The sequence below is a fragment of the Vibrio hyugaensis genome, from assembly GCF_002906655.1.
Lineage (GTDB): Bacteria > Pseudomonadota > Gammaproteobacteria > Enterobacterales > Vibrionaceae > Vibrio > Vibrio hyugaensis.
This window is the reverse complement of sequence record NZ_CP025794.1, coordinates 1,653,971-1,673,950: the sequence shown is the minus strand read 5'-3', so window position 1 is coordinate 1,673,950 and position 19,980 is coordinate 1,653,971. Positions and strand designations below refer to the sequence as shown.

Below are 19,980 nucleotides of genomic sequence, written 5' to 3'. Positions count from 1 at the left end.
GGTGGATATCATCGAGCCTTGTCCCTTGTCCCTTGTCCCTCTCGAAGCTTAGCGTTCCTAGGGCGAGCCCGTTTTTACTTCTCTAAAACGAAAAAATGCCCCACCGAAGTGGAGCCTAAAATAAGCGATGGTAATCTTATTATTATGCTGTCAGAGCAAGGATAGAGCCCGGTAGCACGATGAATACTGCTAACAGGTAACCTGCTACAACTGCCTTGTTCTTAATTGCCATTTCTGAAATCACTTCTGCACATTTCACTGGAATCTCACGTAGGAACGGGATACCGAAGATGAACAGTGTCGCCAGAATGTTGAACGTTAAGTGTACTAGTGCAATCTGTAGTGCGAACACTGCGAACTCACCAGATACTGCAGTTGCTGCTAGTAGAGCCGTGATACATGTACCGATGTTAGCACCTAGAGTGAACGGGTAGATATCACGTACTTTTAGAACACCTGAGCCTACTAGTGGAACCATTAGACTTGTTGTCGTAGAAGAAGACTGAACAAGAACCGTTACTACAGAGCCCGATACGATACCGTGGATAGGACCACGACCGATTGCGTTCTTAAGGATGTCACGAGCACGACCAACCATCAGGCTCTTCATTAGCTTACCCATAACAGTGATAGCGACGAAGATAGTACCGATACCTAGAGCGATTAGTGCTACACCACCCATGGTGTCACCAAATGTAGATAGAGGCTCTTTAATCGCGCTTACTACAGGTTTAGTGATTGGTTTGATGAAGTCAAAACCACCCATGCTCATATCGCCAGTTTTTAGTAGAGGCGAAACTAACCAGTGTGAAATCTTTTCTAGAATGCCGAACATCATTTCCAATGGTAGGAAGATCAGTACTGCAAGTAAGTTAAAGAAATCGTGGATTGTTGCACTTGCGAATGCACGTTTAAATTCTTCTTTACAACGTACGTGGCCAAGTGAAACAAGAGTATTCGTTACGGTAGTACCGATGTTAGCACCCATTACCATAGGAATAGCGGTTTCTACAGGTAAACCACCTGCAACCAAACCTACAATAATAGAAGTTACGGTACTTGAAGATTGGATTAGGGCCGTAGCCACCAAACCGATCATTAGACCTGCGACTGGGTGAGACGCAAATTCAAAGAGTACTTTAGCTTGATCGCCAGTCGCCCATTTGAAGCCGCTACCAACCATAGATACTGCTAGAAGAAGCAGATATAACATGAATGCCAAGTTAGCCCAGCGTAACCAGCGAGTCGTGCTCGAGATTGGTGCTGCTGTTGAAGTAGCTTGGTTCATCATAATTTTCTCCGTGGACCTTTCAGTTCGTTTATTTGGTCTGTTGTTGAAACTGAGGGCGATGTTAGAGATTAAATATTTCAGTAATATTACAGTTCGGTTTCTATGGAGAATTTTTATTATTCTTTTTAATAGTTGCCTGTGAAGAAAAATCCACAGCATTATAATTGATTGAAATTTATGTAATTTTCTGTGCTATGGGTTCGCTGCCACTTATCTTGATGAGATTAAAAAAGTGCGTTTTACTTCAAGTTTTATGACAGTGTGAATTCGTTATTTTCGGTAAAACTTATCTTTTCCTTATTTATTGTAGGTTTTGCCGAACTTCTTGTCTGCCCTTGTCACATTTGATATAAAAAGTGTCATCTTCTTTATAGGGATTGACGATGTCACATCTAAATTACAACCACCTTTATTACTTCTGGATGGTGTGCAAACAAGGTTCTGTAACTAAAGCTGCTGATGCTTTATTTCTAACACCACAAACCGTAACTGGGCAGATCAAAGCACTTGAAGACCGCATGAAGGGGAAGTTGACCAAGCGCAATGGGCGCACGGTAGAACCAACAGAACTAGGACAGTTGGTGTTTAAGTACGCTGACCGTATGTTTGGTTTGAGCTACGAAATGCTCGATATCGTTAACTACAGCCAGCACTCTAATATTCTTTTCGAAGTCGGCGTTGCCGATGCACTATCTAAGCGACTCGTCAGCAAAGTATTAATGACGACGGTTCCTGAAGATAACAGCATTCACTTGCGCTGCTATGAATCGACTCACGAACTGCTTTTGGAGCGTTTATCTCAGCATAAACTTGATATGATCCTTTCTGATTGTCCGGTGGACTCAACACAAAGTCCGGGCCTTTACAGCAAGAAGTTAGGTGAGAGTAGCATGAGCTTTTTTGCTTCGTCTGAAATACCAGATGTGAAATTTCCTGAAGTTTTAGAGAATAAAAAATTACTTATCCCAGCCAGTAGAACGGCAATGGGACGTAAAGTATTGCAGTGGTTTGATAGACAAGGATTACAGCCAGATGTGCTGGGCGAGTTTGATGATGTTGCCTTAATGAAGGCATTTGCTCGTTATCGTGATGATGTGATTTTTTTAGCTCCGACCGTTTATATGTCGGAGATTGAAGATGACCGCAATTTACAACTGATCGGTCACGTAGACGACCTTAAAGAAGAGTATTACGTTATTTTTGCTGAACGAATGATACAACATCCAGCAGTTAAGAACGTTTGTGATGCAGATTTTAGCCAAATGTTTGAATGAACACGTTTCGTTGCGCAAATAAATAGATTACTATCGACAAAACTATAACTCTAAATTATAAAATCTTTGTAACACAACAAACTGGCCAGGGTTGGGGAAAGTAAGTTGTAGCTAGAGGTCCAGCACATGAATCTACAAGAAATGGAGAAAAACTCCGCCAAAGCTGTCGTGTTGCTTAAAGCAATGGCAAACGAGAGACGCCTACAAATCCTTTGCATGCTGCATAATCAAGAACTATCGGTCGGGGAACTTTGCGCAAAACTAGAGTTGAGCCAATCGGCACTGTCTCAACATTTAGCTTGGCTTCGTCGCGACGAACTGGTGGCTACGAGAAAAGAAGCACAAACGGTATACTACACGCTAAAGAGTGATGAAGTGAAGGAATTAATTCAAACGCTTCATGGCCTTTATTGTGCAGAGGCCATGTGATGACAGGTCACATATGAGAAAAGCTGGCATCGCCAGCTTTTTTATTGTCTAAAATTCGACGAGTTACACGGAATTTAGATATAAAAAAACCGGCAGTAGCCGGTTTTTTCTTCACTGTAAAATCAAGTTTCTATTAAAGAGCTTTGATTTGTGCAGCGAAACGAGACTTATGACGTGCTGCTTTGTTCTTATGAACAAGGCCTTTAGTCGCCATACGGTCTAGGATAGGTGTAACTGCAGCGAATGCAGCAGTTGCAGCTTCTTTGTCGCCTGCTTCGATAGCAGCAACAGTTTTCTTCATGTAAGTACGCATCATTGAGCGACGGCTAGCATTGTGCTGACGACGTTTCTCAGCTTGGATAGCGCGCTTCTTAGCAGATTTACTATTTGCCAAGGGTCTAACTCCCAAAAACTTATTTCTGTGACAATTTAAGGGCGAGGACTATCCCTCATTTGCGCCTAAATGTCAAATGATTTGTGCAAAAACCAATCGAAGCCAAAACAAATTTTGGTAAGAAAGGTTATCGCGGTTAAGATGGCGGGGATTCTAACAGCATTTTTAGACCATTGCTAATAATTATCCGCCTAGATCTGACAATAAACGGATATATTTTTAACGCCCATTTGTAGCTTTCAAAGGCTTAGAGGAATAGGGTTGGCTATCTTTTGGTGATATTCCGAGGTTACAGTGAGTAAACGACTGCTCAAGTCTGGCATGATCGTCAGTGCCATGACATTAATTTCGCGCGTCCTAGGTTTAGTTCGTGATGTGGTAGTAGCAAACTTGATGGGGGCAGGCGCGAGTGCCGACGTCTTCTTCTTTGCCAATAAAATTCCTAATTTCTTACGCCGTTTGTTCGCCGAAGGCGCATTTTCTCAGGCCTTTGTGCCAGTACTAACCGAAAGTCACGCTCAAGGGGATATGGATAAAACTCGTGAGTTGATTGCTCGTGCGGCTGGTACGCTGGGCGTGATTGTCTCTATTGTTACCATTCTCGGGGTTTTGGGCTCTGGTGTAGTGACGGCGCTGTTTGGTTTTGGTTGGTTCCTAGACTGGATGCATGGCGGCCCGGCCGCTGAGAAGTTTGAACTTGCCAGTGTCATGCTCAAGATTACCTTTCCTTATTTATGGTTCATTACTTTTGTTGCGCTTTCTGGTGCGATCCTTAATACCTTAGGTAAGTTTGCCGTCTCTTCTTTTACGCCTGTCTTCCTCAATGTGATGATCATTTTGGCGGCGTGGTTTATTTCGCCTCAGATGTCGCAACCAGAAATCGGTCTTGCGATTGGCGTATTGCTAGGTGGCCTTGTTCAGTTTCTATTCCAGATTCCCTTCCTTATTAAAGCGGGAGTAATGGTTAAGCCTAAATGGGGCTGGCGCGATCCGGGGGTAGTGAAAATTCGTACCTTGATGATTCCTGCCTTATTTGGTGTGTCGGTAAGCCAAATCAACTTATTGTTTGATACTTTTATTGCCAGTTTTCTGCAAACCGGTTCGATCAGTTGGTTGTACTATTCAGATCGCTTACTTGAATTCCCGTTAGGTTTGTTTGGTATCGCGATTGCGACGGTGATTCTTCCTGCATTGTCACGTAAACACGTAGATGCTCACAGTGAAGGTTTTGCTCATACCATGGATTGGGGCGTGCGCATGGTGACCTTACTGGGTATTCCTGCCATGCTTGGGTTGATGGCATTAGCGAAGCCTATGTTGATGGTGTTGTTTATGCGTGGAGAGTTTTCCCCGCAAGATGTACATCAAGCTTCTCTCTCTTTATTAGCATACGCCTCGGGCTTGCTTAACTTTATGTTAATTAAAGTGCTCGCTCCGGGCTACTACTCGCGTCAAGACACCAAAACGCCTGTGAAATACGGCATTATTGCTATGGTGACCAATATGGTTTTCAATGCAATTTTTGCTTATTTCTACGGTTATGTTGGCCTTGCGATTGCCACTGCACTCTCTGCGTTTGTAAACATGGCATTGTTGTATCGTGGTTTACATATTGCTGGGGTGTACCAAGTCACCAAGCGAACGGTCTTTTTTATTGTTCGTTTGATGGTGGCGGGTGGCGCAATGGTTGCGGCAATTCTATGGCAGCTCGAAGACATGTCGGTGTGGTTGGATTGGAGCTTTGCTCACCGTAGTGGTGTGCTAGCGATGTTGATTGGTTTAGGTGCCGTGGTTTACCTTGCTGTGGTGTTTTTACTCGGTGTTCGTTTAAAAGACCTAAAAGCTGGGACAGAATAAGGTTGATTGGTATATAATCCGTCAGTTTCACACAGTGCAAAGTAAAAACAGAGGCATAAAGCAGTATCCAATGGAACTGATTAGAGGCATTCACAATATCAAGTCGCGCCATCAAGGCTGCGTGCTGACTATTGGCAATTTCGATGGCGTACATAGAGGCCATCAACAAGTATTGCAACAAGTGTCTGAACAAGCGAAGAAACTTTTGTTACCTTCGGTTGTGATGACCTTTGAACCTCAGCCTATGGAGCTGTTCGCTCGAGATAAGGCCCCAGCAAGGTTAACGCGACTGCGAGACAAATTTGTCCAGCTGAGTAAGCTGGATATTGATCGCTTACTTTGCGTTAACTTCAATCGTCATTTTTCCGACCTAACGGCGGAAGAGTTTATCCGTGACTTGTTGGTTACTCGATTGGGTGTTAAGTTTCTTGTCATTGGTGATGATTTCTGTTTTGGCAAAGGTCGAACAGGTAACTTTGCAATGCTACAAGAAGCGGGGGAAAAGTACGGCTTTAAAGTCGTAAGTACTCAAAGCTTTTGTTTACAGCAGTTACGAGTCAGCAGTACAGCAATTCGAGATGCATTGGCTCGTGATGATTTGCAGTCCGCACATGAGATGCTGGGAAGAGATTACAGCATCAGCGGTCGTGTTTCACATGGAAGAAAACTAGGTAGAACCATCGGGTTCCCTACGGCAAATATTCCTTTGAAGCGCTGTGTTTCTCCGGTTTCCGGAGTCTATGTTGTTCAAGCGCTTGGCTTAGGAGATAAGCCGATTGGTGGTGTCGCTAACATTGGTCAACGACCGACGGTTAATGGTGTTCGCCAACAGTTAGAAGTACACTTATTCGACTTTCATGCTGATTTATATGGTAAACAGCTAGAAGTGAAACTTTTGCATAAACTTAGAGATGAGCAAAAGTTTGAGTCGTTTGAAGCACTTAAACAACAAATCGTATTGGATGCTGAAGCAGCAAGGGTGTGGCTGCGTCAGCTTAAGCGTTGAGCGGTTTATTCCACCGTTCAACATAATGTCTAATTTTCGCCCAATATAACGGAATTAAGAATCGATGAGTGAGTATAAAGATACCCTGAACTTACCTGAAACAGGGTTTCCAATGCGCGGCAACCTGGCCAATCGTGAGCCAGAAATGCTTAAGCGTTGGTACAAAGAAGATCTTTACGGTGAAATCCGTAAAGCGAAGAAAGGCAAAAAGTCATTCGTATTGCACGATGGCCCTCCTTACGCGAACGGTGACATTCACATTGGTCACGCACTAAACAAGATTCTTAAAGACATTATTATTAAATCCAAAACACTTTCAGGTTTTGACGCACCTTACATCCCAGGCTGGGACTGCCACGGTCTACCAATCGAATTGATGGTAGAGAAGAAAGTCGGCAAACCAGGTCAAAAAGTGACAGCAGCTGAGTTCCGCGAGAAATGTCGTGAGTACGCTGCAGGTCAGGTTGAAGGTCAAAAAGAGAGCTTCAAGCGTCTTGGCATCATGGGTGAGTGGGACAAGCCATACCGCACTATGGATTTCGCAACTGAAGCGAACATCATCCGTGCACTGGGTAAGATCGCAAGCAAAGGTCACCTACTGAAAGGTTTTAAACCAGTTCACTGGTGTACAGACTGTGGCTCAGCACTGGCTGAAGCTGAAGTTGAGTACAAAGATAAAGTATCGCCATCTATCGACGTTCGTTTTAAAGCGGCTGACGAAGCGGCACTATTGTCTAAGTTTGAACTGACAGAAGGTCATGAAGGTCACGGTGACGTATCTATCGTTATCTGGACAACAACACCTTGGACACTGCCAGCAAACCGCGCAGTATGTCTACGTGATGATCTAGAGTACGTGCTTATCCAAACAGAAGGCGATAACGCTGAGCGTATCATCGTTGCTGCTGAGCTAGCGAAAGACGTAATGGATCGTGCAGGTATCGAGCACTTCCACAACCTTGGCTTTGCTAAAGGTGCGGATCTAGAGCTTTCTCAATTCCAACACCCATTCTACGATTTCACTGTACCAGCGATCCTTGGTGATCACGTTACGACTGATTCAGGTACTGGTGTTGTTCACACTGCACCTGGTCACGGTCAAGAAGACTTCGCGGTTGGTAACAAGTACAACCTAGAAGTAGCAAACCCAGTTGGTTCAAACGGTGTTTACCTACCAGATACAGAGCTATTTGCTGGTCAGCACGTATTTAAAGCGAACGATGCAGTAGTAGAAGTACTGAAAGAAAAAGGTGCACTACTACACCACCACGCTTACGAACACAGCTACCCACACTGTTGGCGCCATAAAACTCCAATCATCTTCCGTGCTACGCCTCAATGGTTCGTTTCTATGGACCAAGCTGGCCTACGTGCTAAAGCACTAGAGTCTATCAAGAACGTAGAGTGGATGCCTGAGTGGGGTCAAAGCCGCATCGAAGGTATGATCGAAGGTCGCCCTGAGTGGTGTATCTCTCGTCAGCGTACTTGGGGTGTGCCAATTGCTCTGTTTGTTCATAAAGAAACAGCAGAACTTCATCCAAACACGCTAGAGCTGATCGAGAAAGTCGCTAAGCTGGTTGAAGAGAAAGGCATTCAAGCATGGTGGGATGTAGATGCAGCTGAACTACTAGGTGCTGACGCTGACCAATACGAAAAAGTACTAGATACACTAGACGTATGGTTCGATTCAGGTGTGACTCACTTCTCTGTTGTTGATGCTCGTGAAGAGTACAACGGCAACAGTGCAGACCTATACCTAGAAGGTTCTGACCAACACCGCGGTTGGTTCCAGTCTTCTCTAATTTCATCTATCGCGATGAAAGACGAAGCGCCTTACAAACAAGTACTGACACACGGTTTCGTGGTTGATGGTCACGGTCGTAAGATGTCTAAATCTATCGGTAACGTGGTTGCGCCAAAAGATGTAACCAACAAGCTAGGTGCTGACATTCTTCGTCTATGGGTTGCTTCAACAGACTACACTGGTGAAGTTGCGGTTTCTGATGAAATCCTAAAACGCAGCGCAGATGCTTACCGTCGTATCCGTAACACAGCGCGTTTCTTCCTTGCTAACCTAAGCGGCTTCAATCCTGAAACAGACATCGTTCCTGTTGAAGAAATGGTTGCGCTAGATCGCTGGGCGGTTGGTCGTGCACTAGCTGCACAAGAAGAGATTGTTAAAGCATACGAAGAGTACAACACACACGGTGTGACTCAACGTCTAATGCAATTCTGTTCAATCGAAATGGGCTCTTTCTACCTAGACGTTATTAAAGACCGTCAGTACACAGCAAAACGTGGCGGCAACGCTCAACGTAGCTGTCAGACAGCACTTTACTACATCGTAGAAGCGCTAGTTCGTTGGATGGCGCCAATCATGTCGTTCACTGCAGATGAAATCTGGAACGAAATGCCAGGTCAACGCGACAAATTCGTATTCACTGGTGAGTGGTTCGACGGTCTATTCGGTCTTGCTGAAGGTGAAGAGCTGAACAACGAATTCTGGACTGAGCTCCAAGCGGTTCGTGGTGCAGTAAACAAACTTCTAGAAGATGCGCGTAAAGAGAAAACCATTGGTGGTGCACTACAAGCTGAAGTGACTCTATTTGCTGATGACGCACTAGCGGCTAAGATCAACAAACTTGAAGATGAACTGCGCTTTGTTCTACTAACATCTGCTGCGAAAGTTAAGCCACTAAGTGAGAAGACTGATGCAGCACAAGCGACAGATATCGAAGGCTTGTTTGTTGAAGTAGCAGCAGCTGAAGGCGAGAAGTGTGACCGTTGTTGGCACCACACGCCAGACGTAGGCACAATCGAAGGTCACGAGAAGATCTGTGGTCGTTGTGTGTCTAACGTAGACGGCGAAGGTGAAGTACGTAAATTCGCGTAATTGCCTAGAACGACTGAACTTTTTTTAAAATTAACAGCCCCAGTATTTACTGGGGCTGTTTGTAGGTAAAGTAATGAGTGAAAAAGCACTGACGTTAAAGCAATCTGGAGTTCGCTGGCTGTGGTTAGCAATTCTGGTATTTATTGCAGATATTGGCATCAAATTGGTGGTGATGGATAACATGGGCTACGGATGGGCAAACCGAATTGAGGTGCTGCCATTCTTCAACCTACTTTATGTTCATAACTACGGTGCCGCTTTCAGCTTCTTGAGCGATCAGGCGGGTTGGCAGCGCTGGTTGTTCACAGGTATCGCGTTTGTTGTGACAGGTCTTTTGACCTACTGGATGAGCAAGCTTCCAGCAAAGGAAAAATGGAACAACATCGCTTACGCACTGATTATTGGTGGTGCAGTGGGTAACGTGTTTGACCGCGTCGTTCACGGCTTTGTTGTTGATTACCTAGACTTCTTCTGGGGTAACTACCACTGGCCAGCATTCAACCTTGCAGATACCACCATCTGTATTGGTGCGGCAATGATCATTCTTGATGGCTTCCGCAAAAAGGACGCGGACAAGTAATCTTTTGCGATATATCGAATAACCCTAAGCGTCGTCGGTTGATTCTGGCGACGCTTTTTAGTATACCCGTCATATTTGAAGCTGCAGCGTTGTTGACTGCGATAATTCCCCCTAATCACATAGCGCACTATGCTCATAGGGAGGAATTATCTTGTCGCCTAGCCGCAACTCCAACTATTTAGGGTATACACCAAGAAAAACAATAATGACTTCAAGGAAGCAGTAACGTGACAACAATAAATCAAGATTCAGCAGTAACGCTGCACTTCACCATCAAAATGCAAGATGGCTCTGTAGCGGACAGTACACACAATATGGGCAAGCCTGCTAAGTTCGTTATGGGCGATGGTAGCTTGAGTGAGAACTTCGAGCAATGCCTACTAGGCTTACAAGTAGGCGAGAAAAAAGCCATTGAACTAAAAGCGGCAGACGCCTTTGGTATGCCGAACCCAGATCATATCCACCATATGGATCGTACTAAGTTCGTGGGTGAGTCAGAAGTGGAAGTCGGTACGATTATGGCGTTTAGTGGCCCAGATGGAATGGAAATTCCAGGTATTATCACTGAGATTGCTGGTGACTCAGTGACCGTGGACTTTAACCATCCATTAGCGGGACAAGACGTGACTTTCGAAGTCGAAATTTTGTCAGTAGAATAGCGAATCAAATAAAGAAAATGTCCATGAGCAATGAAATGAAAATCCTGTTAGCTAACCCACGTGGTTTCTGCGCTGGTGTTGACCGCGCGATTAGCATTGTAGAGCGTGCGCTAGAGATGTATCAGCCACCAATCTATGTTCGACATGAAGTGGTACACAACCGTTTTGTGGTTGAAGGCCTGAAGCAACGTGGTGCGATCTTCGTTGAAGAGTTGCACGAAGTGCCAGATAACAACATTGTGATTTTCTCCGCTCATGGTGTGTCACAAGCTGTTCGCCAAGAAGCGAAATCTCGTGATCTTACGGTGTTTGATGCGACATGTCCGCTGGTAACCAAAGTACATATGGAAGTGGCGCGAGCGAGCCGTCGTAATATGGAAGTAGTGTTGATTGGCCACGCAGGTCACCCTGAAGTAGAAGGCACAATGGGCCAGTACTCTAGTGAGACCGGCGGCATGTACCTTGTCGAAACTCCTGCTGATGTTGAGAAGCTAAAAGCGATCGTAAAAGATCCTTCAGATCTGCATTACGTAAGCCAAACGACATTGTCTGTTGATGAAACCGCAGATGTGATTGAAGAGCTACGCCGCGTATTCCCAGACATCCAAGGTCCTCGCAAAGATGATATCTGCTACGCAACGCAAAACCGTCAAGATGCCGTTCGTGAGCTTTCTGCTGATGTTGATGTGATGGTGGTTGTGGGTTCTAAGAACTCATCGAACTCTACTCGCTTAAAAGAACTGGCTGAAAAGCTAGGCACTCCGGGTTACCTAACGGATTGCCCAGAAGACATCATGCCTGAATGGTTTGAAGGCAAAGTGAAAGTTGGTGTGACTGCTGGTGCATCTGCACCAGAAGAGCTGGTAAACCAAATCCTAGATCGCATCAAAGAGCTGGTTGGTGCAGAAGCGGTAGACGAAGTGCTTGGTCGTGAAGAGAACATGTTCTTCGAAGTGCCAAAAGAGCTGCAAATTAAGCAAGTCGATTAAGACGAATTAAAACATCAAAAAGGCGACCACAAGGTCGCCTTTTTAATTGGGAATTTCTACACGAGTTCTGCCAGAGTCTGAGCTTAGTGACTGATGCCTAGAAGTTCTTTGAGCACCTTTAAGTAACGGCGGCTCACTGGGATCTCAAAGCCTGTTTTGGTGATGATTTCAGCTAGGCCATTTTCCAATAATCTAATCTCGCTGATGGCTTTGATACTCACCAGATACTGGCGATGACAACGCACCAGTGGCGTTTTTTCTTCCAAGGTTTTCAACGTTAACTGTGTACTGGCCGTTTGGTTGGTAGAGCGCACATGCACACCGCTAATATCGCTGTAAGCAGACTCAACTGTTTCGGTTGCCATGATCACAATGCGGTTGTGGCCAATGCATGGGATTTGATCAAGGCTATCAGGTGCAATGCTGGAGATTTGTTGTGTCAAAGCTGATTGGCTAACGACTTTATTTAAGCGTTTCACCGTCTTTGTTAAGCGGCATGGATCAACCGGTTTTAACAGATAGTCGAACGCATTGTCCTCAAAAGCTTGAATCGCATACTGGTCATACGCGGTCACGAACACAACATAAGGCATGGTTTCTGGGTCGAGCATACCAAGCAGTTCTATTCCTGTCACTTGGGGCATTTGGATATCAAGGAACACCACATCGGGCTTGAGCTCATTGATCTTCTTAAGGCCCATAATGGCGTTTGATGCATCGCCTATTACTTCAATTTGGCCTGTTTCGTCCAATAGCTCTGCCAGCTCTTCACGAGCAAACTGTTCATCATCAATGACGAGGGCGGTTAACATCCAGCATTACCTTTTTATGCGTTTTTATTGCGCTTATCGCGATGAGGGAATGATAAAACTCATTTTAGTAAATTGGTGTTGTTGATAGTTAATTTTTAGCGCTGAATCACGTCCAAATTGATTCGACAAGCGCTTGTCGACAATTTCCATGCCTAAACCAGAATGATTCTCTTTTGGCGGCTGGTAGCTTCCTGCGTTGTCCTCAACCGTTATCAGTGCGCCTTGCGGGTGTGTTTGGCTGTAAATCTTTACCTTGCCACCTTCTAGCATGTTGGAAACACCATGCTTGATCGCGTTTTCGACTAATGGCTGGAGAGTAAAGCTCGGTAACTTGATATCGAGCAGTTCTGGTTCAATGTCGATCTCGACTTCCAATCGATCAGTAAAACGCGCTTTCTCAATCGAAAGGTAAGAATCCACATGTGCTAACTCTTCTTTCAGCGTCACCGTATTGATGTTCTGTTTTAAGTTACTGCGGAAGAAGTGCGACAAGTTTTGGATCAGTTCTCGTGCTTTATCAGGGTTACGGCGAGTAATGGCACTGATGGTGTTAAGTGCATTGAACAAAAAGTGTGGGTTCACTTGAGCGTGCAGCAGTTTGATTTCTGCCTGAGCCAGTAGGGTTTGCTGCTGCTGATAATCGCCATACAAAATTTGGCTGGAAAGAAGCTGAGCGATGCCTTCCGCCATCGACATATTTGCCGTCGAGAACAGCTTACGTTTTGGTTCGTAAAGCTTAATGGTGCCCACCACTTCTTTTCCTGCCCGTAGTGGGATTATCAGTGCGGAGCCCAGTTTACAGTCTTGTGCCAATGAACATTGGTAAGGGCGCTCACTGCCATCAAGGTAGATGATGTCGTTCTTCTCCATTGAGTCGAGCGTACTCTGCGATGAAATAGGAGTATTCGGCCTATGATGATCATCGCCGATACCGACGAAAGCCAGAATCTTTTCTTGATCGGTGATCGCCACCGCGCCTACCTTCGTTTCTTCATAAATAATACGGGCAATCTTATCGGCGTTTTCGCTGTTAAAACCTGTGCTAAGAATGCCAACAGAGCGATCTGCGATGCTCAAGGCTCGACGAGAAAAGGTGGCCGAGTATTTTTCGAATATGGTCTTACGATCTTCCAGAATACTCATGAACAACGCCGCACCAACAGAGTTGGCAATGATCATTGGTGCAGCAATGGCCGACACTAACTCATACGCTTGATCGAAGGGCTTTGCGACAGCAAGCAGCAGCACCATCTGAACGATTTCTGCAACAAAAGTAATGCTGAATACTACGCTCGGGTTAAACAGCATTGCCCCTTTGTTACGCTTAATGAGGTAAACGTGGAGTAGCCCCCCAATGAGCCCTTCTGCTGTTGTGGAAATCGCACAAGCTAAGTCGGTAAAACCGCCTAAAGTATAACGATGAATCCCCCCAGTTAAGCCCACCGCAAAACCGACAACAGGACCGCCAAACAGTCCTCCCATCACGGCACCAATTGCACGCGTGTTTGCTATCGCGTCGTTGATCTGTAAACCGAAGTAGGTGCCTAGGATACAAAAACCAGAGAAAAGCACATAACAAATGAGTCGGTGATTTAAGCGAGAAGAAATGCTCAGTAGGGGAAGAATGATTGGCGTTTTACTCAGCATATAAGCCAGCACTAAGTAAACACACATTTGTTGCAAAAGGGAGATGATCAGTTCCATAGCGAACCTAACCTAAAAATGATGTTTTTATTGTAAGTGAATTAAATCTTCGAAGAGAAACAAAAAGAGCCTGCAAAGGGCAGGCTCTTGGTTTATCCAGACATCGATAATGAATCGGTTAGCAAGCGATGGTATTCATTATGCGGTTTCTGAGGCTGCTTGTGGCTTCTCGTCATCTGCTAGCTCAGTCTCACCTTTGCCTTTCGAGATTTTGATAACGTAAGCCGCTGCAGCAAGAGCGAACAAAACGCCAGAGATTGTCGAGATTTGCATTGGCAGACCAAAACCTAGCGTGCTGTTGTTTAGAATGAAAGTTACACACACGGTTGTCATGAATACTGCTGGGATAGTCGTAATCCAATGCAGTTTGTTGTGACGTAGTAGGTAAGCCGACGCAGTCCAAAGCATCATTACTGCTGTTGTTTGGTTTGCGAAGCCGAAGTAGCGCCAGATGATACCGAAATCTACTTGAGTCAGAATGCCACCGATAACGAACAGTGGTAGAGCCATTAGAAGACGGTTACGTAGTGTTTTCTGTTCCATACCGAAGTACTCAGCAAGAATCAGACGACTTGAGCGGAATGCGGTGTCACCTGATGTGATTGGTAGAATAACAACACCAAGGAAAGCAATCACACCACCGAATACACCCAGTAGACCGAATGAAGCGCTGTATACCACGTTACCAGGGCCACCGTTTTTCACTGCTTCTGCAAGACCATCAAGCGTGCCGAAGAAAGACAGAGCGATAGCACACCAGATTAGCGCGATAACGCCTTCACCAATCATTGCACCGTAGAATACGAAGCGACCGTTCTTCTCATTTTCCATACAACGCGCCATCAGTGGAGACTGAGTTGCGTGGAAGCCAGAGATAGCACCACATGCGATAGTGATAAATAGTGCAGGCCATAGAGGCATATCGTTCGGGTTCAAGTTAGTCAGCATGTCGCTTACTTGGAAGTCACCCATTACAGTGTGTTCGCTAGAGAAAGCAATAGCAGTCATTAGACCTACAGACATGAAGATCAGTAGCGCGCCAAACAATGGGTAGAAGCGACCGATGATTTTGTCTACAGGAACAATTGTCGCGATGATGTAGTAAGCGAAAATCAACACAACCATGGTTGTCATGCTTACGCTAAAGCTGGTTTGGTCGTTGATTAGGTTTGTGATCATGCCTGCTGGCGCTGACACGAATACCACACCAACAAGAAGTAATAGGACAATGGCAAAGATGTTCATAAAGTGTTTTGCGCCATTACCTAGGTAGCGACCCGTAATCGTTGGTACTGATGCACCGCCGTTACGAACAGAAAGCATGCCTGAGAAGTAATCGTGTACCGCACCTGCGAAGATACAGCCAACAACAATCCAAAGCATTGCAGCAGGACCGTATAGGGCACCCATGATTGGGCCAAAGATAGGACCAACACCTGCGATGTTCAGAAGCTGAACAAGGTATACACGCTTGGTTGACATTGGAACGTAGTCAACGCCGTCCGTCTTAGTATGAGCTGGCGTTTGACGATTCTCATTGATGCCGAAAATCTTCTCAACGAAAGCACCGTAGATGAAGTATCCGCCGATGAGGGCTGCGACACAGGTTAGAAACCACATCATAGCAATTGTCCTTGGTTTGTTAGGTAGGGTAATTTTTTAAGCTCAGGATGTATGGTATTCATCTCTTTTGTTAAGTGCATTCGCTCTATGGATGAGTGGTCGAATAGAGAAGCGAGTGGTCGATATAACGGTTAAGTGGTTTTATCGTTTGCCTAGTGGTAGTACTTAGGGCTGAGTGGTTCTATTAACCATTAAGCGGTGGTTATCAAGGGTGAGTGGCGAGCTCAAGAGTTAAGTGGTGAAATCAACAGATAAGCGGCAAAGCACAGGCTTTAGTGGTAAGCTTGTTTTGAAAACAATTAGTTAAGGAAGAATGATGAAAAAGGCAACGTTAGGCTTGGCGCTGGCTTTACTAGCAGGGTGTGCGGCAACAACGGAAGAACTGGCGCAGTCCGGAGATTGGTACCAGATCGGTTATCAAGATGGTGTCGCTGGGCATACCTCTCGTACCATGAAAGAACTTCGCTCGTTAGGAAATGTAAAGCAAGGCGATTATGACCAAGGTTACCTTGAAGGGGTAACTGAATATTGTAATCCTGATTTTGCTTACCAAATGGGCTTGTCTGGTCAGTATTATGAAGGTGTATGTGAGGGAACGCCTGGGGCACAAAAATTCCGTATGGAATGGCAACGTGGCTGGAACGAATACAGCAACTAGATCTGTTTTATAATCGAGACTATGGTTTTGCTTGTTGATCTTCTGACATTTGGATTTTATTGCTTTGCTGTACTTATGGCTTGAGATTCAATCAGAAGTGAAATGAAAACATGAAGAAGTATTTTTTGGTCGCATTAGCATTGTTGCCCTTAACGGTTGGTGCGACCAACGTGTTGAAAGAGTCGATTAAGATGAAGCGTAAATACGATCACGATAAGCATCGTATTACCAATACCATCAACAATACCAAGCGTAATATTAAAGAAGTCACTGACGGTACTTATGTCGAGAACCAAGTGAAGCGAGAAGTAAACCAAACCACTCGCAAGTACACCAATAAAGTAGAGAACGTTAAGAACATAACGAATCCTGATCACATCAAACGTAAAGCAAATGACAAGCTTAACCAAGAGTTTGATGAATGGTTGTATGAAGACTAAATCTTGATATCTAAAACAAAAAAGGAGACCACGAGGTCTCCTTTTTGTTTGTCTTGTATCGACAGGTTTGAGTTGCCGGACTCAAGATTTATTTCGGCTGGTGGTTTTCCACTGCTTTGCGTAAGAAGCCGTCTTGGTGGTGTAGGTGGGCACGAGCAGAATCAATATCAAGATCGGTCAGGATCATTAAGATCGCCAGTTTCACCTCATAACCAGTTTGTTTAAGTACGTCGGTAGCCTGCTCTTTGCTGCAGTCGGTCGCTTGCATCACAATTCGCGCTGCGCGTGCGACGAGCTTGTTGTTGGTTGCTTTGACATCGACCATTAGGTTTTGATAACTCTTACCCAAACGGATCATGCTTGCGGTTGTCAGCATGTTTAAAACCAGTTTCTGCGCGGTACCTGATTTCAAACGTGTTGAGCCTGTTAATGCTTCAGGGCCTACAACAGGGCTAATTGCGACGTCGGCAATATCGGCGATTGGCGAATCTGGATTACAAGATAGCGCTATTGTGGTTGCACCGATCTCGTTGGCGTACTCCAAACCACCAATAACATAAGGCGTTCGGCCACTTGCAGCGATACCGACGACAACATCGAGATTTGTGAATTTGATATCTTTTAAGTCTTGCTCACCCAAAACCGGCGAATCTTCCGCACCTTCTTTCGCTTTTAGAATAGCCTCTGGGCCACCCGCAATCAGGCCAACCACCATCTTGTCAGATACACCAAATGTCGGCGGACATTCCGATGCATCAAGCACACCCAAACGGCCACTGGTGCCTGCGCCCATGTAAACTAGACGACCGCCGACTTTAAACGCGTCGGTGATCTTATCCACCGCGAGTGCGATTTCGGGTAAAACCTTCTCAACCGCAAGTGGTACGAGCTTATCTTGCTGATTAAGTCGCTGAACAATGTCCAGAGAAGGCAGTAAATCGATGTCCATCGTATCTGGGTTACGACCTTCTGATACTAGGTGGGCAAGAGCAGCAATAAGCGCGTCATTTGTCATAGTGGTTTAAGCCTTTTGAATACTGATTTCGATTTATTTTGTCGCTGTGTCTGGCACAACGCATTTAGTTTTTAGGATAGAGTACACCCAGTGAAGCAAGACGGCTCGCACCGGTCACTTCAGGTAAGTTGCTTGGCAGCCCGTCGATATGTCGCTGAGCAAGCCAAGCAAACGCCATGGCTTCCATGTAATCACCATCGACACCTTTATCATCCGTTGTTGCGACTTGCCACTGCGGCAGAAGTTCCGCTAAACGTTGCATCAATAGGGGGTTTCTCGCACCACCGCCACACACCAACAGCTGTGGTTGCTGGCCATACGTGAATTTCTCCACTTCGTTTGCAATGGTCTTCGCCGAGTATTCACACAGCGTGCGTTGTACATCTTGTGCTGAGATATTGTGGCCAGCTAACTGATGATGCAGCCAACCGATATTGAACAGCTCTCGGCCAGTGCTCTTCGGCGCTGACATAGCGAGGTAAGGTTCTGCTAAGAGTTGGGTCAGTAGTACAGCATCGATGTTACCTTGCAGAGCAAATCGCGCGTCTTTGTCGAAGCCTTGTCCGGTGTGTTGTTCACACCATGCATCCATCAACATGTTGCCCGGGCCCGTATCGTAGCCGATCACTGCTTGCTCAGGATGCAGTACCGAGATATTGGCAATTCCACCGATGTTAAGCACCACGGTGGTGGAATCTTGCATGGCGAAAATACTTTTATGGAAAGCCGGGACGAGAGGTGCACCTTGGCCACCTAACGCCATGTCTTTACGACGAAAATCTGCCACGGTATCAATGCCAGTTTTTACTGCAATGATGTTGGCATCACCCAGTTGGGTGGTGAAGGGCAGGTCGCCAGTTGGCTGATGGAACACGGTTTGACCATGATTACCAATGGCTCGGATTTGCTCTGCGGAATAGCCGGATTTATCCAGTACCTGTAAAACCGCATCGGCAAACAGATGGCCAAGTTGATGGTCGAGCTCACCAATGGCTTTTAGATTCGTGTCTTGCCCAGTGCAAACCGACAAAAGCGTCTGCTTAATATGAGCGGGCATTGGGTAATCATCGTGTGCGATTAAGCGAACACGGTTATCTTCAATTTCAACCAGTGCGGTATCTACACCATCCATACTGGTTCCAGACATCACACCGACATACAGTTTGTTAAGATTCACAGCCAATTCCGTCAATTCTTCGATTCACTTATTGTAAAGCAATTCTGAAGCGAATAACCTCATCGAATACGAGATATTCAGCCGATTTTGAGGAGAAAAAATGGGACCGTTATGGGTTGATGTTGCAGGCTATGAACTGACTGCAGAAGACAGAGAAATTTTGGAGCATCCAACGGTTGGTGGTTTGATTTTATTTACGCGTAACTACCACGACAGCAAGCAGCTTCAAGCTCTTACCCAATCTATCCGCAAAGCGGCGAAACGTCCGATTTTGATTGGTGTTGACCAAGAGGGCGGGCGCGTTCAGCGTTTCCGTGAAGGCTTCTCACTGATTCCTGCGGCAGACGAATACGCCAAACACCAAAACAGTGAAGAGCTGGCTCGTCTGGGCGGTTGGTTGATGGCTGCTGAGTTGATTGCTCATGATATCGATCTAAGTTTCGCACCAGTACTAGATAAAGGTCACCAGTGTAAAGCGATTGGCAGCCGTGCCTTTGGTGAGGGTCTGGACACCATTTTACGTCACAGCACCGCGTATATGCAGGGTATGAAGAGTGTCGGCATGGCAACAACAGGTAAGCACTTCCCGGGTCATGGTGGTGTGATTGCTGATTCACACCTAGAGACACCGTACGATGAGCGTAGCGATATCTTTGAGCAAGATATGGCTATCTTCAAAGCGCAAATCGATGCTGGCATATTAGACGCGATGATGCCTGCTCACGTCATTTTCCCAAATTATGATGACCAGCCTGCTAGTGGCTCTGAATATTGGCTTAAACAAATCCTGCGCCAGCAACTTGGTTTTAAAGGTTTGATCTTCTCAGATGATTTGACCATGGAAGGTGCCGCAATTATGGGTGGTCCTGCTCAGCGTGGCGCACAAGCATTAAACGCTGGCTGCGATATGCTGCTGGTTTGCAATAAGCGCGATGCGCAAGTTGAGGTGCTTGATAATCTACCAATCACTTCTGTTCCTCGAGCAGATGCCTTGTTGAAGAAGCAAAGCTTTTCTCTAAGCGAGCTAAAACTTTCGCAAGAGTGGAAAGATGCGTCTGAAGCTATGAAGCGATTGGTTGGCTAGCCATCTCACCTCTGAATAATGGTTTGTTCAGGGGGAGGCGTAAACTTTCTAAAACATCCATTTAAAGCCGAAGTGCTCTGCATTTCGGCTTTTTC

General features: G+C 45.6%; 18 protein-coding genes. 11 read left to right on the top strand and 7 right to left on the bottom strand.

What is annotated here, in order from left to right; all coding sequences use genetic code 11:
• Positions 1-142: 142 nt before the first annotated feature.
• Positions 143-1,288, bottom strand: a complete 1,146-nt coding sequence (locus C1S74_RS08335) for a Na/Pi symporter (RefSeq protein WP_027726695.1) — start codon at positions 1,286-1,288, stop codon at positions 143-145.
• A gap of 386 nt (positions 1,289-1,674) precedes the next feature.
• Between C1S74_RS08335 and nhaR the strand changes: the two genes are divergently transcribed.
• Together nhaR and C1S74_RS08325 are read left to right on the top strand one after the other, a co-directional pair.
• Complete coding sequence (gene nhaR / locus C1S74_RS08330) at positions 1,675-2,565, top strand: transcriptional activator NhaR (protein WP_038866387.1); 891 nt, start codon at positions 1,675-1,677, stop codon at positions 2,563-2,565.
• 126 nt (positions 2,566-2,691) lie between these two features.
• Positions 2,692-2,994, top strand: coding sequence for an ArsR/SmtB family transcription factor (locus C1S74_RS08325; protein WP_038866389.1), 303 nt, complete (start codon positions 2,692-2,694; stop codon positions 2,992-2,994).
• Between the two features lie 133 nt (positions 2,995-3,127).
• Here the strand turns inward: C1S74_RS08325 and rpsT are convergent, their stop codons facing one another.
• Positions 3,128-3,388 (bottom strand): 30S ribosomal protein S20, encoded by a 261-nt coding sequence (gene rpsT / locus C1S74_RS08320; protein WP_005440571.1) that lies wholly within the window; start codon positions 3,386-3,388, stop codon positions 3,128-3,130.
• 294 nt (positions 3,389-3,682) lie between these two features.
• On the opposite strand from rpsT, the gene murJ reads away from it, so the two are divergent.
• From murJ to ispH, 6 genes are all read left to right on the top strand, one after another.
• Positions 3,683-5,245, top strand: coding sequence for a murein biosynthesis integral membrane protein MurJ (murJ, locus tag C1S74_RS08315; protein WP_039973782.1), 1,563 nt, complete (start codon positions 3,683-3,685; stop codon positions 5,243-5,245).
• A gap of 70 nt (positions 5,246-5,315) precedes the next feature.
• Positions 5,316-6,251: a bifunctional riboflavin kinase/FAD synthetase gene (ribF, locus tag C1S74_RS08310; protein WP_038866392.1), complete on the top strand. Its 936-nt coding sequence runs from the start codon at positions 5,316-5,318 to the stop codon at positions 6,249-6,251.
• A gap of 64 nt (positions 6,252-6,315) precedes the next feature.
• Positions 6,316-9,144, top strand: a complete 2,829-nt coding sequence (ileS, locus tag C1S74_RS08305) for an isoleucine--tRNA ligase (RefSeq protein ID WP_045400254.1) — start codon at positions 6,316-6,318, stop codon at positions 9,142-9,144.
• Positions 9,145-9,217: 73 nt separating this feature from the next.
• A complete protein-coding gene (lspA, locus tag C1S74_RS08300; protein WP_005440576.1) occupies positions 9,218-9,724 on the top strand; it encodes a signal peptidase II in 507 nt (168 codons plus the stop codon).
• Positions 9,725-9,951: 227 nt separating this feature from the next.
• Complete coding sequence (gene fkpB, locus C1S74_RS08295; RefSeq protein ID WP_045400252.1) at positions 9,952-10,383, top strand: FKBP-type peptidyl-prolyl cis-trans isomerase; 432 nt, start codon at positions 9,952-9,954, stop codon at positions 10,381-10,383.
• A gap of 23 nt (positions 10,384-10,406) precedes the next feature.
• Complete coding sequence (gene ispH / locus C1S74_RS08290) at positions 10,407-11,372, top strand: 4-hydroxy-3-methylbut-2-enyl diphosphate reductase (RefSeq protein WP_045400251.1); 966 nt, start codon at positions 10,407-10,409, stop codon at positions 11,370-11,372.
• Between the two features lie 83 nt (positions 11,373-11,455).
• Here ispH and btsR read toward each other — a convergent pair whose 3' ends face one another.
• From btsR to C1S74_RS08275, 3 genes are all read right to left on the bottom strand, one after another.
• Entirely contained in the window at positions 11,456-12,184 is a 729-nt protein-coding gene (btsR, locus tag C1S74_RS08285) for a two-component system response regulator BtsR (RefSeq protein ID WP_045400249.1), read from the bottom strand.
• Positions 12,185-12,217: 33 nt separating this feature from the next.
• Complete coding sequence (locus tag C1S74_RS08280) at positions 12,218-13,888, bottom strand: sensor histidine kinase (protein ID WP_045400247.1); 1,671 nt, start codon at positions 13,886-13,888, stop codon at positions 12,218-12,220.
• A 138-nt stretch (positions 13,889-14,026) separates the two neighbouring features.
• Positions 14,027-15,511 carry a carbon starvation CstA family protein gene (locus C1S74_RS08275; protein ID WP_045400245.1) on the bottom strand — a complete coding sequence of 495 codons (1,485 nt, stop codon included), beginning with the start codon at positions 15,509-15,511 and terminating at the stop codon, positions 14,027-14,029.
• Positions 15,512-15,827: 316 nt separating this feature from the next.
• Here C1S74_RS08275 and C1S74_RS08270 point away from each other — a divergent pair, with 316 nt between their 5' ends.
• Positions 15,828-16,169, top strand: a complete 342-nt coding sequence (locus C1S74_RS08270; RefSeq protein WP_009707688.1) for a DUF2799 domain-containing protein — start codon at positions 15,828-15,830, stop codon at positions 16,167-16,169.
• 110 nt (positions 16,170-16,279) lie between these two features.
• Entirely contained in the window at positions 16,280-16,609 is a 330-nt protein-coding gene (locus C1S74_RS08265; protein WP_005440588.1) for a hypothetical protein, read from the top strand.
• Positions 16,610-16,697: 88 nt separating this feature from the next.
• On the opposite strand, the gene murQ is transcribed toward C1S74_RS08265, so the two are convergent.
• Positions 16,698-17,624 carry an N-acetylmuramic acid 6-phosphate etherase gene (gene murQ, locus C1S74_RS08260; protein WP_045400243.1) on the bottom strand — a complete coding sequence of 309 codons (927 nt, stop codon included), beginning with the start codon at positions 17,622-17,624 and terminating at the stop codon, positions 16,698-16,700.
• 64 nt (positions 17,625-17,688) lie between these two features.
• Positions 17,689-18,801 (bottom strand): anhydro-N-acetylmuramic acid kinase, encoded by a 1,113-nt coding sequence (locus C1S74_RS08255; RefSeq protein ID WP_045400241.1) that lies wholly within the window; start codon positions 18,799-18,801, stop codon positions 17,689-17,691.
• A 100-nt stretch (positions 18,802-18,901) separates the two neighbouring features.
• On the opposite strand from C1S74_RS08255, the gene nagZ reads away from it, so the two are divergent.
• Positions 18,902-19,885 carry a beta-N-acetylhexosaminidase gene (gene nagZ, locus C1S74_RS08250; protein ID WP_045400238.1) on the top strand — a complete coding sequence of 328 codons (984 nt, stop codon included), beginning with the start codon at positions 18,902-18,904 and terminating at the stop codon, positions 19,883-19,885.
• Positions 19,886-19,980: the final 95 nt, after the last annotated feature.

Bases quoted from the DNA above. Each gene is read 5' to 3' on its own strand.
- C1S74_RS08335 (WP_027726695.1), bottom strand. From the start codon at position 1,288: ATGAACCAAGCTACTTCAACAGCAGCACCAATCTCGAGCACGACTCGC.
- nhaR (WP_038866387.1), top strand. From the start codon at position 1,675: ATGTCACATCTAAATTACAACCACCTTTATTACTTCTGGATGGTGTGC.
- C1S74_RS08325 (WP_038866389.1), top strand. From the start codon at position 2,692: ATGAATCTACAAGAAATGGAGAAAAACTCCGCCAAAGCTGTCGTGTTG.
- ribF (WP_038866392.1), top strand. From the start codon at position 5,316: ATGGAACTGATTAGAGGCATTCACAATATCAAGTCGCGCCATCAAGGC.
- ileS (WP_045400254.1), top strand. From the start codon at position 6,316: ATGAGTGAGTATAAAGATACCCTGAACTTACCTGAAACAGGGTTTCCA.
- lspA (WP_005440576.1), top strand. From the start codon at position 9,218: ATGAGTGAAAAAGCACTGACGTTAAAGCAATCTGGAGTTCGCTGGCTG.
- ispH (WP_045400251.1), top strand. From the start codon at position 10,407: ATGAGCAATGAAATGAAAATCCTGTTAGCTAACCCACGTGGTTTCTGC.
- btsR (WP_045400249.1), bottom strand. From the start codon at position 12,184: ATGTTAACCGCCCTCGTCATTGATGATGAACAGTTTGCTCGTGAAGAG.
- C1S74_RS08280 (WP_045400247.1), bottom strand. From the start codon at position 13,888: ATGGAACTGATCATCTCCCTTTTGCAACAAATGTGTGTTTACTTAGTG.
- C1S74_RS08275 (WP_045400245.1), bottom strand. From the start codon at position 15,511: ATGATGTGGTTTCTAACCTGTGTCGCAGCCCTCATCGGCGGATACTTC.
- C1S74_RS08270 (WP_009707688.1), top strand. From the start codon at position 15,828: ATGAAAAAGGCAACGTTAGGCTTGGCGCTGGCTTTACTAGCAGGGTGT.
- C1S74_RS08265 (WP_005440588.1), top strand. From the start codon at position 16,280: ATGAAGAAGTATTTTTTGGTCGCATTAGCATTGTTGCCCTTAACGGTT.
- murQ (WP_045400243.1), bottom strand. From the start codon at position 17,624: ATGACAAATGACGCGCTTATTGCTGCTCTTGCCCACCTAGTATCAGAA.
- nagZ (WP_045400238.1), top strand. From the start codon at position 18,902: ATGGGACCGTTATGGGTTGATGTTGCAGGCTATGAACTGACTGCAGAA.